Origin of the sequence: Collinsella aerofaciens, from assembly GCF_027679495.1 — a bacterium.
Taxonomy (GTDB): Bacteria; Actinomycetota; Coriobacteriia; order Coriobacteriales; family Coriobacteriaceae; genus Collinsella; species Collinsella aerofaciens_AK.
Map to the genome: position 1 here is coordinate 1 of NZ_JAQEKC010000007.1, position 16,268 is coordinate 16,268.

Sequence of the window (16,268 nt, forward strand, 5' to 3'; positions counted from 1 at the left end):
TTTTCGTTAAACGGACGCTAGGGCGTCACCCTTACACCAACATTTTCGACGCGATCACATGCAGCAATCGATCCTAATCCGTAATCTCCGAAAATGTGGTCGTCGTATTTCATAAGCACATTGGGCGTTTCTAATAGAGCTAGGTCGGATTTATCATTCTCAATGATGAGGTTGATCTGCTCATTCATTTTGATGACGGCGGATTGGCCACCATCAAAACTAAGGGTGTTGCAGCCCCAGATTTCATTTAAAGGATTGAAGCTCAAAGCGCATAGATTGGGATGGTGCTTTCTCATCTCGCTGACGATGCTACTAAACGTAATTGTTGAATCGGCGGGTGTATATAGATTCCCGACAACAATTTTTGGTATCAGGGCTAATTCCTGCATGTCGCTTTTGCTAGACTCAATTTGTTCAGTGGCGAGTTGACTGACAACCTTCTTATTTACAGAATGTGCATAGGTTTCAGCGTGTTTACTAAATTCTATGAGTCCTGTGGCGCTTTCTTTCGTCGATAAAACGACAACCAGGTCTGATTCATCGATTGTCGTTACATAGTTAATTCGATTTCTTATGCCAATTTCTTTGCAATTAACAAGGCTGGCAACATCTACGCCGTCCGGTAGAATGCCGCATGGTGTTGATACCCGAATATTGTAGCCAATTCCTAGCAATCCAATTAGAAGAGGATAGTCATCTCTCGTGAAAGATATAAGTCCAATTGTCTTCATGATTTTTATCGCTTGTTCCTTTTAAGAGCCGTTGTAATGGACACTTCGTGTCTATGAAGCTCAAAGCGAAGTATTTTCTGATTAAGTCGATCAAAGGCAATTCGTTTTGAGTTGTCGCATGCTGTTCGCTTGTAATCAGGGCTAATTACTCCTTTGCAATCTGCGCTTTTAATGCATTGAGTGCACAGCTGAAATGCCCAACATTTTTTACATGAATCGCTGGTCAGCTTTGAAACATTGATCATCTTTTCAATTTGACCTAAATCAAATCCTGAATCCAATGTACCGATATACATGTCCTTGGTTGTTTCGCTGACCCTTTCGCAAGGAAGAAGCGCTCCTGCTGTTGTCACAAATAGACGCGTAACTCCTGGCTCGCATGGACCACCGGGTATAGCTTTTGTTGGGATGTTCGAAGGTGCAAATCGCTTAATGTTTTGGTTGATGCTTGCAAGCGTATATGAAGCGAGCCTATCGCTGCGGTTTCCTTTTTCGATCTTTCGCTCGTCCATAATTCTTGCTTTAAATAAGGCGTAATTCAGTTGACTTGAGAACTTGTCATTGTAGGGGGCGATACGTCCGTTGCGTTCCAAGTAGTTGAACTGAACATCGCAAGCCTCGATATCCTTATCATTTATAAAGGAAGAGACTGTTTTATAGATGTTGTTCGTGTCGACTACGGCATTAAAATGAATTTATTTGTTGCGTTCAGGATGGTTGTCTAAGATCATATGAACATTGTCTATAACTGCTTGGTATGAGGACTCACCATTAGCGTAATGCCTAGACTTATCATGGATTTGCTGCGGCCCGTCAAGACTGATTAGCAAATAGAATTCATGTCCAGAATCGAAGAAGAATTTAACCATATCTTCAGATAAAAGAGAGCAATTGGTTGTAATTCGAAATGAGATGTGTTTTCCTTCAAATACCTGTTCTGCATATTGAGTAATTTGCTTAATTTCACTAAATCGAAGGAGAGGTTCTCCTCCATAAAATGCTACGACCGGGTTTGGGTTGTCAATCGAGTGCATCTTAAAGAATTCGATTGCATGTTTGGCCGTCGAAACAGACATAGAGTTATGACTGTGGGTTCTGTTGTATAAGGAGTTTTCGGAATAGATACAGTAATCACACCGGAAGTTGCAAGATTGAGTCAGCTGAAGGGTTATCATCCGTAAATTTCTTTCCAGCTTAACTTTCAAAAGGTCAATTGATGGATAAGCGACATCCTGCAATGGCGAATCGCAGCAGTAGCCACATGATTGTAGTAACTGGAATTCTTGGTCTGATTTATAGGAGTCGGGGCAAACTTCGCCTGCTTGGACTTCTGAGATGTAATTGAAGAGATCTTTGCTTACTGCAAGTATCTCATTTCGATTGGCATCATAAATGTAGTGGCCCAAGAGGGTCTTTATGGGTAGAGCTAACATCTCTACCGCCTCTTTCATTTCACTAATGTTATTTTAGTGAACTAAGATGTTCACTATAAGGTAACCATTTATAAACGTATTGTCAAACATATATTGCTAAAACAGAAACAATTTATAGACTGAGTCGGTCGTATTCTTTGGGCGATTGCTCCTATAATCTAGCCTTCGCTGCTGTCGAGAGGGAAGGACTAGGGCTCCGTTATTCTGTTGAAACGCTTTAACAATTTTGACGTTCTCACGTGTTTTTCGTTTCAAAAGCGTTAGGATGGGACTCATAGCGTGGGGCGTATGGGTGCCCCGCACACGATGGGAGCCTATCAATGGCTAATCGTTTCGTTCTCAACACCATTTCTTATCATGGTTCCGGCGCCATCAAGGAGATTCCCGGCGAGCTCCAGCGTCGCGGCTACAAGAAGATCTTCGTCTGCTCCGACCCCGATCTGGTCAAGTTCGGCGTTACCGCTAAGGTGACCGACGAGCTCGACGCCGCCGGCATCGCTTGGAGCCTCTACTCCGAGATCAAGCCCAACCCCACTATCCAGAACGTCAAGGACGGCGTCGAGGCCTTCAAGGCCGCCGAGGCTGACGCTATCGTGACCATCGGTGGCGGCTCCTCCATGGACACCGCTAAGGCCATCGGCATCATCATCAACAACCCCGAGTTCGCTGATGTCCGCAGCCTCGAGGGCGTTGCTCCCACCAAGAACCACGCCGTGTTCACCATCGCCGTGCCGACGACCGCCGGTACCGCTGCCGAGGTGACCATCAACTACGTCATCACCGACCCCGAGAAGGTCCGCAAGTTCGTGTGCGTCGACACCAACGACGCCCCCGAGGTCGCCGTCGTCGACCCCGACATGATGGCTTCCATGCCCGCCGGCCTGACCGCTTCCACAGGTATGGACGCTCTGACCCACGCCATCGAGGGTTACACCACCAAGGGCGCCTGGGAGCTTTCCGACATGTTCCACTTTGAGGCTATCAAGCTGATCAGCGAGAACCTGCGCGACTCCGTTGCCGAGGCCAAGTCCGGCCAGCCCGGCTCCGGCCGCGAGGGCATGGCTCTTGGTCAGTATGTCGCTGGCATGGGCTTCTCCAATGTTGGCCTGGGCATCGATCACGCCATGGCTCACACCCTGTCCGCTCACTACGACACCCCGCACGGCGTCGCCTGCGCCATGCTGCTGCCGATTGCTATGGAGTTCAACAAGCCGGTTTGCACCGAGCGCCTGGCCAAGGTCGCCGTTGCCATGGGCGTTGACACCACGGGCATGAGCACCGACGAGGCCGCCGATGCCGCCATCGCCGCCGTCAAGCAGCTCTCTGCCGACGTGAACATCCCGCACGTCTGCGAGGCCATGAAGGCTGACGAGATCGAGGTCCTGGCCAAGGACGCCATGGCCGACGCCTGCTTCCCGGGTAACCCGCGCGAGGCGACGCTCGACGACGTCATCGAGCTCTTCAAGAAGATCTGCCCGGCTGCCTAACTTGGTTCGGCGGGCCCCTGCCCGTTAGCCCCACAATCGTCCTCGGACATGTCGGAAGCCCCCGCTGCGCACTTCGTGCGGCGGGGGCTTCCTCCGTCCTGCGGAAAGATTGTGGGGCAAACGGGCAGGGGCCCGACGGCTCGTTATCGTGGCGGGCGCAGTTCTGAAGAGCTCGATGGGTCATCTCGCTAGGTAAAAAGATGGTTCGCGGTGGTATTGTTGCTGTGGGTTTAATTCGATACGAAAGGGTGACTTTGGTGTCCAAGATGGATTCTACGCTCTCCTATATTACTGACCAGTTGAAGGCGCTTACCTCGATTGCTTCGCCTACGGGCTATACCCGTGCGGCGACTGATTATCTGATGGAAACGTTGCGCGATATGGGCTTTGGGCCCGAGCGTTCTAACAAGGGCAATGTGCTCGTTGAGCTTGGTGGTGAGGGTGAGCCGCTCGTACTGGCGAGCCATGTCGATACCCTGGGCGCCATGGTGCGCTCCATTAAGGACAATGGCCGCCTGCGTCCCACGACGCTTGGTGGGCACCAGTGGTCTACGGCCGATGGCGAGAACTGCACCGTCTACACGCGTGACGGCAATGTGTACACGGGCGTGGTTCTCAATACCGAGCCTTCGGCGCATGTGGCCGATGAGCCGGTCAAGACCATCGAGAAGAACATGGAAATCCTGCTCGACGAGAACGTTGACAGCAAGGACGATGTGCTCGAGCTGGGTATTCAAACCGGCGACATCATCGCTATGGATCCGCGCACCACGGTAACGGAGAGCGGCTTCATCAAGAGTCGCTTCCTTGACGACAAGCTGTCCGCGTCGATTCTGCTGGGTTTGGCCTGCGCTGTCGCCGACGGCGAGGTGACCCTTTCGCGCAAGGTGTCGCTGCTCTTTACCGTGTACGAGGAGGTCGGCCACGGCGGTGCTTTCGTGCCGGCCGACACGCGCGAGATGATCAGCGTTGACATGGGCTGCGTGGGCGACGACCTGGGCTGCACCGAGCGCATGGTGTCGATTTGCGCCAAGGATTCGGGTGGTCCCTACAACTACGATCTGGTGACCACGCTGTCCAATATCGCGCGCGAGCTTGAGCTCGATTATGCCATCGACGTGTACCCACATTACGGCTCGGACGTCGAGGCCACGCTTTCGGCCGGCTACGACATTCGCCATGGTCTGATCGGCCCCGGCGTGTACGCGAGCCACAACTACGAGCGCAGCCACATGGACGGCGTGCGCAACACCTTTGAGCTCGTCCGCGCCTACGTCCAGCGCTAACGATGCAGCGGCCTCGGCTGATATGGCAGTACCGACCGAGGCCGTCCTCTCTAAGTTGCGGTGAAATAGGGACTGTTTGGCGGTTTTAAACGCATAAGCAGTCCCTATTTCACCGCAACTTATGAAGGGGGTGGGACTACTTGATGGCGGCAGTCACGGTGCCGCCGCCGAGGACGATGTCGCCGCGGTAGACTACAACGGCTTGGCCGGGGGCGATGGCTCGCTGCGGCTCGTCAAAAGTCAGCAGCATTTGCCCGTCTTCGCCGCGCGTAAGGGTCGCTGCCTGGTCTTTCTGACGGTAGCGGTGCTTGGCGCCCACGCGAATGCCGCCGGCATCGAGCCCTGCTTCCATGCGGTCGGCGGGGGCGCTCCAGATCCAGTCGTTGGCCGTGAGCGCTGTGGCCGTCAGGTCCTCGGCCTCGCCCAGATGCACGGTGTTGTTGACGGTGTCGACGCCCGTCACATACACGGGATGCGCCATCGCGACGCCCAAGCCCTTGCGCTGGCCGATGGTATAGCGCAACGCGCCGTTATGGCGTCCGACCACGCTGCCGTCGCGCCACACAATGTCGCCCGGTGCAGCGGCATGTCCGCAGCGGTGCTCGATATAGCCCGCGTAGTCGCCGTCTGGAATAAAGCAGATATCCTCGCTTTCGGCCTTCTTGGCGTTGATGAAGCCCTGCTCGGCGGCAATGCGGCGCACGTCGTGCTCCTTGTCCAGGCCTGCCAGCGGAAAGATTGTGCGTGCCAGGCGCTCCTGCGTAAGCGAATACAAAAAGTAGCTTTGGTCCTTCTTGGGGTCCTCGCCACGGTACAGCTGCCAGGTGCCGTCGGACGCCTGGCTCGTTTTGGCGTAGTGACCTGTGGCGATGTAGTCGCAGCCCATATCGAGCGCTGCATCGAGCAACGCGCCAAACTTAATATGGCGGTTGCAGATAATGCACGGATTGGGCGTCAGCCCCTCCTGGTAGGCGTTCACAAAGCGCTCGATAACGCTGTGGTCGAAGGTCTGCTGCAGGTCGAGCACATGGTGGGGTATCCCCAGACGCTCGGCGACGGCCTTTGCATCGGCGATGTCGCGGTCGACTTTGCTCATGCCCGTGGCGGGGTCGGGTGCGGGGCAGGTGAGGCGCATGGTGGCACCGACGCATTCGTAGCCCTGGCTTTTGAGCAGGTACGCGGTCACGCTGGAATCGACGCCGCCGCTCATGGCGACGAGCACGCGCTTGTTGTGCATGGGGAGGTTCTCCTTGGTGGCATGTGGCCAAAAAAGAAAAGCGGCGCGGGAGGCTGGTTCCGCGCCGCAGACATTGTAGCAAGTTCGGACGTCTCGTGGGACACCCTAACGAGATGGACTCAGGCTGCCAGAAGAGAGGGGAGACTGGCGTGCCCTGGACTCGTTCTAAGAACGAGAAGCTCTAGTCCTGGAAGAGCGCCGTGGACAGGTAACGCTCACCGGTGTCGGCGAGCAGCGCCACGATGGTCTTGCCCTCGTTCTCGGGGCGCTTGGCCAGCTGCAGTGCGGCCCACACGGCGGCGCCGGACGAAATGCCCACGAGCACGCCCTCCTTGTGGCCCACGGCGCGGCCGGTCGCAAAGGCGTCGTCGTTCTCGACGGGGATGATCTCGTCATAGACCTGGGTGTCGAGGACGTCGGGCACAAAACCGGCGCCGATACCCTGGATCTTGTGCGGGCCGGCTTGGCCCTTGGAGAGCACCGGGGAAGTGGCGGGCTCGACGGCGACGACCCTGATTTCGGGGTTCTGCTCCTTAAGGAACTCACCCACGCCGGTCACGGTGCCGCCGGTTCCAACGCCGGCGACGAAGATGTCGACCTTGCCGTCGGTGTCATCCCAGATCTCGGGGCCGGTCGTGGCCTTGTGGATGGCGGGGTTGGCGGGGTTCACAAACTGGCCGGCGATGATGCTGTTTGGCGTCTCCTTCTGCAGTTCCTCGGCCTTGGCGATGGCGCCCTTCATGCCCTTGGAGCCGTCGGTGAGCACGAGCTGTGCGCCGTATGCCTGCATAAGCTTGCGGCGCTCGACGGACATGGTCTCGGGCATGGTGATGATTACCTTGTAGCCGCGGGCAGCCGCCACCGAGGCGATGCCGACGCCGGTGTTGCCGCTCGTGGGCTCGATGATGGTATAGTCGCCACCGCGCACGAGCTTGCCGGCCTTCTCGGCTTCGTCGATCATGTTCTTGGCGACGCGGTCTTTGACGGATCCGGCGGGGTTGAAGTATTCCAGCTTGACGAGCACGCGGGCCTTGAGGTCCTCATCGGCCTCAAAGTGAGTGAGCTCCAGAAGCGGAGTGTGGCCGATAAGCTGATCGATGGACGTGTAAACATTGCTCATGGTGAACCTCCAAAGTGTTCAAATGACTGGATACCGTGTGGTTTTACGGTGTGTAGCAGCGAAACCCATAAACCTTATGGGTTGTTCGTTTTGCTGTTGGCAAGCATAGTAGACAGTAAAGCCTAGTAATGCAATAGGAAATAGGAGATTATTGCAAGTTGATTAACCATCTTGACCGGAACGGGTATTTTCAAAACCAATTTTTCGGCTAGAATTTCTACGGACTAAATGACCGAAAGGCAGCACTATACATGTTGGTTTCTACTAAGGGCAGATATGCCCTGCGCGTTATGGTCGACCTGGCCGAGCACCAGGCGGCCGGTCGCATCCCGCTCAAAGAGATCGCGGCGCGACAGGGGATTTCCGAGAAATATCTGGAGAACATCTTGGCTACGCTCGTGCGCGCCAACATGCTCTCGGGCATGCGCGGCAAGGGCGGCGGCTATGTGCTCACGCGCCCGCCCGAGCAGTACACGGTGGGCGAGATTTTGCGCCTGACCGAGGGCAGTCTGGCGCCGGTCGCCTGCCTGGATGGCGACTGCAAAGGCTGCTCGCGTTCGGATGAGTGCCCCACGCTCGACGTGTGGAAGAACCTTGACAAGCTCATCAACGACTACCTCGACGGTGTGACGCTCGATCAACTTGTCGCTCCCAACCATGGCTACGACTACGTCATCTAGCCCCACCTGCCATTTGGGGACGGGGCAGAAATGGTAGATTTTCTTGCCCTCTGAGGCTTGACAAATGACATGGCCGCCCATCGTTGCGATGGACGGCCTTCGTTTTGGCGTGTTGTGGCGGTCCGTATCTGGTCGCTTTAGTTCCTGGCGATGCTGTCGAGAATGCTGCGCATGATGGATACCAGGATGCTGCCCATAAAGGCCGATCCAAAGCTGGCAATGGAGATACCCGCGCCCAGCAGATTGACCGACAGGTAGCTGGCCAGCTCGAGCATAAAGCTGTTGACCACAAGCTGAAAAATACCAAGTGTGATAATAGTGAGCGGCAGCGAGATGACCGTCAGGAACGGCTTGACGAGCGAGTCGACGATGTTGAGGAACAGTCCCACGAAGGCAAAACACACCCAGGCGTCGGCCATGCCGAAGGGCTGAATGCCGGGGACGAGAAACGTTGCGATCGCGATGGCGATTGAGGTAAAGAGCCAGTTAAGCATAAAGCGCATGGTGTGAATCCTTTCTTGCGCAAGACGTGGCAAAGAGGCGTGAGAGGCACATGCCTTTGCAACTCGGATAGATGCGCGGGCACGGCCCTGTTTGGGCGCCCATTGTCTCAGATATTCATGGAGCTTGCGTGCGTATTCGGTTTCAAAACGGCGTTCGTCCTAGAAAACGCGCCGCTGGCAGAGAGTCTTGTCGCTTTAGTTTGGTGGTGTGCTACACTGCTACGGGCAAAAGCCACAGGCGTTGCCCTATTGCATAGAACGGGCGAACGATGTCCGATGTCAGTATCAACTTCGATGCCTTTTGGCGGGTTTGGCGGTGATCGATGAATATCGAGAACATGTTTGACAAGCCTGATGTCAAGCAGCTGGTCCACGCATTTAGCCTTTTGGACGACGAGAAAGATATCCAAGCGTTCTTGACCGATATCTGCACGCCGCGCGAGATTTGTGATCTATCGCAGCGTCTGCAGGTCGCGCGTTACCTGGACGAGGGCGAGCCCTATGTTGAGGTTCAGGCGCGTACCGGCGCTTCGTCCACCACGGTGAGCCGTGTGTCCAAGGCGCTCAACGGCGAGTACGGTGGCTACCGCAAGATCCTCATTAAACTGGAGGATGGCGAGTAGGCCGCGCCAAAAACGAATTGTGCAAAACCGCTCCTCCGGGGGCGGTTTTTTTGATCCCTTGGGGACGGAGGAAAACGGATCACCGGGTTAGACAGACCCCCTCGGTGATCCGTTTTCCTCCGTCCCCAAGGGATCAAATCTGTTGGCGTGGGGCAAATCTGTCCGCTTGGGCGGGTAGGATGGATGCATTGATTATTGCGAACAGTTTGAGCGGAGGACCATGCCTGTTCGAATCTATACCACCAATGCCGGCACGGATTTGAGCGATGCCGAGTCGGCGTTGCTTGCCGACCTTATTGCCCGCCACGGGCGTGCCGTGTTGCTGGCACCTACGTTTGCCGAGCTCGACCTGTGCCGTCATGATGCGGCGGAAGCCGGCGTTTCGCTGGGTATCGACTACAAGACGCCTACATCGTGGCTTCGCTCGCTTTGGGAGCTTTTGGGCGACGGGCGAGGTTTTGTCGACAACCTGCAGCGCCAGATGCTGTTCTCGGACATGGTCACGCGTCTCGACGATGCCGACCTGCAGCCGCTTTCGCGCAGCCAGGGCACGGTGCGTATGCTTGCGCGCATGGCCCGCGATGTGCTGCCGGGTGTGGCGGGGACGACGGCCGAGCGATGCCGTGGCAACAATTGCCAGCCTGAGCCAAAAAGCGATGCCGAGGCTCGTGTGTTCGAGCTTTTGCGTGCCTACGCGGGCGGTTTGGACCGTCGAGATATGGTCGAGCCCTGCGAGGCGGCTGACATTATGGCCGGTGCCCTGGCCGATAGCCTGCCGGCGTGCGCCCGCGCCGTATGCGTGCGCGGTATCACGTCGTTTACGCACGGTCTGCTCGAGCTGCTGTCTGCCGTGGCGAACAATGGGGGAGAGGTCGTCGTGCTGCTTGCCCGCGAGCAGGCGGCGATGCGCGAGGAGCTTGCCACGGCATTTGATGCCCGCGGTGTGCTGTTTGAGGTCGGGCCGCTGGGGGAGGGTGTCGGCGCGTCTGATGCCGCTTGCGGGACCGCCGCTCAGCCTGCCTTTATTGAGGTCGCCGGGCCCCATGCCTGTGCTCATGTCTATGCGGACGCAATTGATGATCTGGTAAAAACGTGCCAGGGTTCCGAGGTCGACGGCGCCGCAACGCCCGCCGACCCCGTGCGCGTGCTCGTTGTTTCTGCCCGGGCACCCCAGCTGTTCGGTGAGCTCGCCTCTCGTCTGGCGGCTCGTCATATCGCCGCCGAGACAGCTGAGTTCACGGCGTTTTCCCAATCCATTGCGGGCAGGCAGTTTGCGGCGCTTGCCGGTCTGATCGAGCGTATGAAGGCCGCCGATGAGGGCATGGCGTCAAAGACCGAGTGGTGGCCCGCGCCGGAGCTTACCGACTGGATCTACAGTCCGCTTTCGGGCGCTGATGCCGTCAATGCCCGTACCTTCGATAAGAATATGCGTCTCTCGCGCAGCAAGACTACCGCGGGCGTTAAGAGCCTGCTGCAGAGTGTCCAAGGCCAGGTGAGGGGCGCGCGCAAGGCGGCGAGCGACGATAACTGGTTTAAGAACGTACCGTGTGTGGTCTCGGACGTGTTCCAGGCTCTGTGGCGTGACAAGCCCGTGACGGCGCTCAAGGCCATGCTTGCCGTTGCCGAGGCGTTGCCCGATCGCTCGCTGGGCAGCTTGGATGGCCAGGCCCGTCGCCAGGCGGAGGTAGCCCTGCTGCGCCACGCCATCGACATCCTTATGAATGGCGCCCGCGCGCTCGACGTGTCGCAGGCCGCGACCGTGCCCGTGCTCGATGGCATTCGCACCAAGGTGGACAAGCGTAGCACCGCCTACGATTACGAGACCTACGAGGTTGACCGTGCGCCACGTGCTCAGGTTCGTTTTGCTTCGCTTGCCGATGCGGCAGCTCTGCGCCCCGGCAGCTACGATGCCGTGCTGTTTGCCGATGTCGATCTGGACAGCTATCCGCTCTCGCACGAGGAGGGGCCGCTGGCCACGCTGACGGCGAGCCTTGGTCGCGAGGGCGTGACGCTTGAGCCCGCGGCCTTGCTGCGCGCGCGCTTTGGCCACGCGATGCAGGCGTCACGCGGCCCGGTTACGCTCGCCCGTGTGACCCACGATCGCCAGGCGCGCGAGTGCTATCCGGCTGCCGTGTGGACCGAGTTGCGGGCGCATGCCGAGGCTGACGGCGCTAAGATCGCTGACGACGCTAAGACCGCTGGTGACGCTAAAGCCGCTGGCGCCGACAAGGCGAAGTGCGTGGGTGAGGGTGATATCGTAAAGGACTTCGATCCCGCGGCAGGCGAAGGTCTCAAGCGCGAGCGCGTGACCTGTGAAGCCCCTCAGCATCTGAGTGCCGAGGCCGTGCCGTATTTGGTCCTGCGTCGTCGCGATGGCGAGGGCGAGGACGCGCCGCTCGTGCCGCGCCTGACGTCCGCCTCGCAGATCGAGGCCTATTCCACCTGCCCGCTGTGCTGGTTCGTCTCGTATCGCGTCAAACCTCAGTCCATCGATGCAGGCTTTGGCAACATGGAGAAGGGCAACTTTGTCCATGACGTGCTGGAGCACTTGCATGCACGTCTTCCGCAGGAGGGCATGGAGCGCGTGACGCCCGAGAACCTGCCGCGTGCACAGAAGCTGCTGCACGAGGTCTTTGACGAGACGTTGGCCGAGCACGCCGGCAAGCGAGGCACGGAGGGCCCGCTGGTGCCGCTCTCCCCGGTGGAGGAGCGTCAGGTGGCCGAGATTTTGCCCCAACTGGAGGGCGTGCTTGCCTACGAGTCCGAGGCGCTCACCCTCTTTGCTCCGCGCTACCTGGAGTTTGCGTTCAACGAGCTCCAGGTCGAGTATGCCGGTTGGCCGCTCGGCGGGCGCATCGACCGTGTGGACGTGGACGCCGAGAATCGTGCCGTGGTAATCGACTACAAGCATCGCACGGGCGTTGAGGAGTTTAAGCTCGCCGACCCTACGGTGCGCGACGAGGAATCGGGCACGGCGCCCATCGACGATCCGCGCTGGCTGCCGCCCCATACCCAGACACTCATCTACGCGCAGGCCATGCGTCGGGCACTGGGCCTAGATACCCGCGCGGCGCTCTATTTTTCGACCAAGGGCGGCAAGCCCGCACTGCGTGGTGCCGCAAGTGCCGAGTTGCTCGAGGAAGAGCGCGGCGACGGCCGCATTCCGGGCCTCAAGAAGGGCTTTCCGGGCGAGGGCGGCAACATGGACTTCGATGCGCTGCTCGACCGCGTGGAGACCGGCATTGCCGAGCGCCTGCGCGAGCTCGAGGCGGGCAACGTTGCCGCTGTCGACCCAACGTCGGCTCAGGCCGCGCATGCGCGCTGCTCGTATAACCACGAAGGAACGTTTGTAAGGAGGGACGTGTAGACCATGGATCTTTCGACCTTGATGCCGCAACAGCTGCAAGTCGTCAAAACGCTCGACCGCCCGCTGTTTGTCTCGGCGGGTGCCGGCTCGGGCAAGACCTTTACCCTCACGCGCCGCATCGTCTATGCGCTCTCGCCCGAATCCGGTCCGTTTGTCGAGCATCTGGACCAGGTGCTCGCCATTACCTTTACCAAAGACGCCGCGGCCGAGATTCGCGACCGCGTGCGCTGTGCGCTTATCGAAGAGGGCATGGACGAGGAGGCCCTGACGGTCGACGACGCTTGGATCTCGACCATCCACGGCATGTGCTCGCGTATCCTGCGCGCGCACGCGCTGGAGCTGGGCATCGATCCTGAGTTCACGGTGCTCACCGATACCGATGAGCTTATGGATCAGGCTGTCGAGCATGTGCTGGGGCGCGCGACGGCGCCCGATGCCGCGCCCGAGCTTGCCGCCTCGCTTAAGGCCCTCTACGCTTGGTATCCCATGGCGGGCGAGGGCGGGCCGTTTGGCGCCGGTACCACCATCAAAGGCCTGGTGCGCGACCTGTTGGAGCTATCGAGCCAGCTGCCGGGCGGCATGGACGATGTGTGCGTGGCGCGCGGCCAGGCCGACACCTCGGCGCTTGCCGATGCCTATCGTGCGGCGCTGGGCGCAAGCAAGGCCACGACCGAGAAAGCGCAGGCGGCACTCGACGCCATCGACGCGTTTGAGGCGAGCGGCAAAACCATGGAGGATGCGGCGCGACTCATGATGTCGTGCAGCATGCCGCGCGCGAGCAAGGCGTTTCCTAAGGAGCAGGTGGAGCTACTCAAGGCCGAGGCGGCTGATGCGTTTATCAATATCGTGCTTGCCTGCGGCGGCCCGGCGCTCGATGCGCTGGTGGGGCTTGCCCGTGCCGTAGAGGCGGAGTACCGTGCGCTCAAGGCCGACCAGTCCGCGCTCGATAACAATGACCTGCTGCGCATGGCGTACGAGGCGCTGCGCGACTACCCGGCTATTCGAGCTGCCTATGAGGGCCGCTTTAAGATGGTCATGATCGACGAGTTCCAAGATACCGACCAGATGCAGGTCGATCTGATTCGCTATTTGACGGGTGCGGGCGAGCGCGCGCTGTGCACGGTGGGCGATGCGCAGCAGTCGATCTATCGCTTCCGTGGTGCCGAGGTCGAGGTGTTTCGCCGCCAGGAGCGCAAGGTGGGTTCGACGACGGCGTCCGAGACGGTCACCACGTCCGATGCTCCCGCCGGCGAGCTCGTCAAACTCGTGCGCAACTTCCGCAGCCACGACGAGGTGCTGCGCTATGTGGCGCGCGTCTTTGACGGCGACACCGGTGGTTTGATGCAGGGGTTCTTGGATCTTGAACCGAGCGACAAACGCAAGGACAAGCTCAAGGCAAAGGCTTCGCGCCGCCAGGCGCTGTTCGTTGCCGGCGGCAGTATGCAGGAGCGCACGCAGGCCAAGGCCCGTGCGATCGCCGAGCGATTCCATGCGCTTGCCGATGCCGGCCAGCCCCAGGGCGGCATGGTGCTGCTGCTGGGTCGCATGACCAATGCCGACGTCTACGCGCAGGCCTTCCGCGACCAAGGACTCGACTGCGTCATCGCAGGCGGCTCGGTCTTTGCCCAGGCGGCCGAGGTGCAGACGGTGCGTGCCCTGGTCTGCGCGCTCGCCAATCCGGCTGATACGGCCCAAGGCCTTATGCCGTTGCTGGCCTCGCCGATGTTTGCACTCGGCGCCCAGGAGTTCCTGGCGCTGGCGACCAAGCTCGACGAGCAGACGGGCGAGACGTCGCGCCGCAATATCGATGTGGGCATCATGAGCGATTCCGATGTGCCGGGTTTGCAGAGCCTGCCGCTCGTGACGCGTGCCCGCGAGGTGCTGCGCTACGCGCTTCGTCGCGTGGGACGCGATTCGTTCGCCGCCATCGCGCGCGATGTGGTCAATGCCTCCGGCTGGTTCGTGCGTCTGGCGCAGCGCGGCCCCGAGGGCAAGGCCATTGCCGCCAACGTGCTCAAGGCGCTCGACGCCGTGGCCGAAGCAGAGGCCGAGCTCGGCAATTCTCCGCGCTCCATCGCGCTCGCCTTCGACCGCTTCTTGGCGGGCAAGGAGGCCCCGGGCGCCCTCAACGAGGAGGGCGACGGCGCGGTGCGCATCATGACCGTGCATGCGTCCAAGGGCCTGGAGTATCCGGTCGTGGCGGTTGCCGAGTGTTTTGGCGTGCGCAAATCGTCCGGTGCGGCACAGATGGGTCGCGTCGAGGGCGGAGCGCAGGTCGTGGCACTGCCGGCACGCTTCGACGGCGTTAAGCTCGCCGACGGAACCTTTGTGAAGGGCGACGACGTTAAAAAGCAGTTTGAGCATGCGTTTAAGGGCAAGGGCACGTCGCTGTGGTTGCCGCCGGAGCTCATGGAGGACGTCTGTGCGACGGGTTCTCCCGCCGAGGCATTTGCTCGCTTGCGCAACGACGACCTTCAGCTTTCGCTCGAAGAGCGGGCTCGTTTGCTCTATGTCGCCATGACGCGTGCGCGCGAGCTGGTGATCTTGGCGATGGATGCCGGCGTGAGCCGTGGCAAGGTGACGGCGCCGACCTTCGACGTCGAGACCGATCTGACCTACGACGTGCTGCGCCGTATTTTGCCGACCGACGCTCTGGACATGCCGCAGCTCGATGCCGACCGCCTGGTGTTCGACAACTCCCAGCCGGGCGACTACGAGCTCATCACGCTGGCGAACTTTACCTTTGGCGAGCAGGCGTTTGAGGCCAACGCTTCACTGGATGCCGAGGGCAGGCTTGTCCGCGGCGATGCGGAGCCGGAGGGCGCCGGTGCAGATGCCCGCGCCGCTGTTCCCGGCCCTGCCGACCCCGAGCCCGATGCGTTTGAGCTCGTGTATCCCCAGGCAGTGGGCGTGCGCATGGGCATCTGTCCGTTCCCGGTGCGTGACTCGTATAGCTACTCGTCAATTGCCGTGGCGCTGCATGCCGAGTCCGAGGACCGTGCCGCCGAGGCGCTTGTTCCCATGGACGAGTCCGGCGATGATGCGGAGTCGGATGGCTCGGAGATGGCCGATGCGGACGTGGCTGCTGTCGAGCCCGCCGGCAACCCCATGGCGCTGGGCTCGGCCTTCCACGCCGCTTGCCAGTGGCTCATCGAGATGGGTGCCGATGCGCTGCCCGTTGAGCGTGCCGACGCCCTGGCTCGCTTGTGGCGCCTGACGCCGGAACAGCGCGAGCGCTTCGATGTCGCTCTGGATCGCTGGCTCAAGTCGTCGGTTCGTGCCGAGCTGCTCGCGTGGCCGTGCATCCGTGCCGAGGTGCCGTTCTTCTCGCTGGGCTGCGAGGACGAGGATATCGCCCGCTACGGCGCCTATGCCGAGGGCGCCATCGATGCCTTGGCAACCGACCCGGCGGATCCGTCGCGCGCACTGGTCATCGACTACAAGACGGGCGGCACGCCGGATGAGACGCCGGAGCAGCTGCTCGAGAAACACGCCTTGCAGGCGCGCGTTTACGCCGACGTTCTGCACAAGGCGGGCTTTGAGGTCGTGACCGTCAAGTTCGTTCGCGTGGAGCGGGCGAATCCAACCATCTTCGTCAATCCCGCCGAACCTCAAGTGGTCACCTACAACCTCTAGTCCTCAGATAACTTGCGGTGGAATACGGACTGTTTTGGTCAAAAAAGCCGCCAAACAGTCCGCATTTCACCGCAACTCAATAGGAGCCGTGTGGGTTTGGGCTAGGTTCGGGTGCCGTCCGCGCTGTGCGGTAGAATCGTAACCCTAAGATCACGAACCCGCATC

General features: G+C 59.6%; 11 protein-coding genes and 1 pseudogene. 6 read left to right on the forward strand and 6 right to left on the reverse strand.

Annotation, left to right across the window (positions count from 1 at the left end):
• Nucleotides 1-17: 17 nt before the first annotated feature.
• The 3 genes from PGW49_RS03800 to PGW49_RS10460 form a co-directional block, all read right to left on the reverse strand.
• The gene (locus tag PGW49_RS03800; protein ID WP_270225588.1) at nucleotides 18-731 is read right to left on the reverse strand and encodes a hypothetical protein; all 714 of its coding nucleotides are present in this window, start codon (nucleotides 729-731) and stop codon (nucleotides 18-20) included.
• A 5-nt stretch (nucleotides 732-736) separates the two neighbouring features.
• Nucleotides 737-1,243 (reverse strand): SPASM domain-containing protein, encoded by a 507-nt coding sequence (locus tag PGW49_RS03805; protein WP_270225589.1) that lies wholly within the window; start codon nucleotides 1,241-1,243, stop codon nucleotides 737-739.
• A gap of 183 nt (nucleotides 1,244-1,426) precedes the next feature.
• Nucleotides 1,427-2,182 carry a radical SAM protein gene (locus PGW49_RS10460; protein ID WP_416242465.1) on the reverse strand — a complete coding sequence of 252 codons (756 nt, stop codon included), beginning with the start codon at nucleotides 2,180-2,182 and terminating at the stop codon, nucleotides 1,427-1,429.
• A gap of 302 nt (nucleotides 2,183-2,484) precedes the next feature.
• Between PGW49_RS10460 and fucO the strand changes: the two genes are divergently transcribed.
• Nucleotides 2,485-3,651 carry a lactaldehyde reductase gene (gene fucO, locus PGW49_RS03810; protein WP_117759609.1) on the forward strand — a complete coding sequence of 389 codons (1,167 nt, stop codon included), beginning with the start codon at nucleotides 2,485-2,487 and terminating at the stop codon, nucleotides 3,649-3,651.
• A 266-nt stretch (nucleotides 3,652-3,917) separates the two neighbouring features.
• Entirely contained in the window at nucleotides 3,918-4,937 is a 1,020-nt protein-coding gene (locus PGW49_RS03815; RefSeq protein ID WP_270225645.1) for a M42 family metallopeptidase, read from the forward strand.
• A gap of 136 nt (nucleotides 4,938-5,073) precedes the next feature.
• Here the strand turns inward: PGW49_RS03815 and mnmA are convergent.
• Both mnmA and cysK read right to left on the reverse strand, forming a co-directional pair.
• A pseudogene (mnmA, locus tag PGW49_RS03820) lies at nucleotides 5,074-6,177 on the reverse strand (tRNA 2-thiouridine(34) synthase MnmA); the annotation flags it as partial.
• Nucleotides 6,178-6,355: 178 nt separating this feature from the next.
• On the reverse strand, nucleotides 6,356-7,294 hold the full coding sequence (gene cysK, locus PGW49_RS03825) for a cysteine synthase A (protein ID WP_270225591.1): 939 nt from the start codon (nucleotides 7,292-7,294) through the stop codon (nucleotides 6,356-6,358).
• 251 nt (nucleotides 7,295-7,545) lie between these two features.
• On the opposite strand from cysK, the gene PGW49_RS03830 reads away from it, so the two are divergent.
• Nucleotides 7,546-7,974: an RrF2 family transcriptional regulator gene (locus PGW49_RS03830; protein ID WP_022094857.1), complete on the forward strand. Its 429-nt coding sequence runs from the start codon at nucleotides 7,546-7,548 to the stop codon at nucleotides 7,972-7,974.
• Nucleotides 7,975-8,111: 137 nt separating this feature from the next.
• On the opposite strand, the gene PGW49_RS03835 is transcribed toward PGW49_RS03830, so the two are convergent.
• A complete protein-coding gene (locus tag PGW49_RS03835; RefSeq protein WP_270225593.1) occupies nucleotides 8,112-8,477 on the reverse strand; it encodes a phage holin family protein in 366 nt (121 codons plus the stop codon).
• Nucleotides 8,478-8,800: 323 nt separating this feature from the next.
• On the opposite strand from PGW49_RS03835, the gene PGW49_RS03840 reads away from it, so the two are divergent.
• The 3 genes from PGW49_RS03840 (at nucleotide 8,801) to PGW49_RS03850 (ending at nucleotide 16,103) form a co-directional block, all read left to right on the forward strand.
• On the forward strand, nucleotides 8,801-9,100 hold the full coding sequence (locus tag PGW49_RS03840) for a YerC/YecD family TrpR-related protein (protein ID WP_022094855.1): 300 nt from the start codon (nucleotides 8,801-8,803) through the stop codon (nucleotides 9,098-9,100).
• Between the two features lie 220 nt (nucleotides 9,101-9,320).
• Nucleotides 9,321-12,467 carry a PD-(D/E)XK nuclease family protein gene (locus PGW49_RS03845; protein ID WP_270225594.1) on the forward strand — a complete coding sequence of 1,049 codons (3,147 nt, stop codon included), beginning with the start codon at nucleotides 9,321-9,323 and terminating at the stop codon, nucleotides 12,465-12,467.
• A 3-nt stretch (nucleotides 12,468-12,470) separates the two neighbouring features.
• Complete coding sequence (locus tag PGW49_RS03850; protein WP_270225595.1) at nucleotides 12,471-16,103, forward strand: UvrD-helicase domain-containing protein; 3,633 nt, start codon at nucleotides 12,471-12,473, stop codon at nucleotides 16,101-16,103.
• Nucleotides 16,104-16,268: the final 165 nt, after the last annotated feature.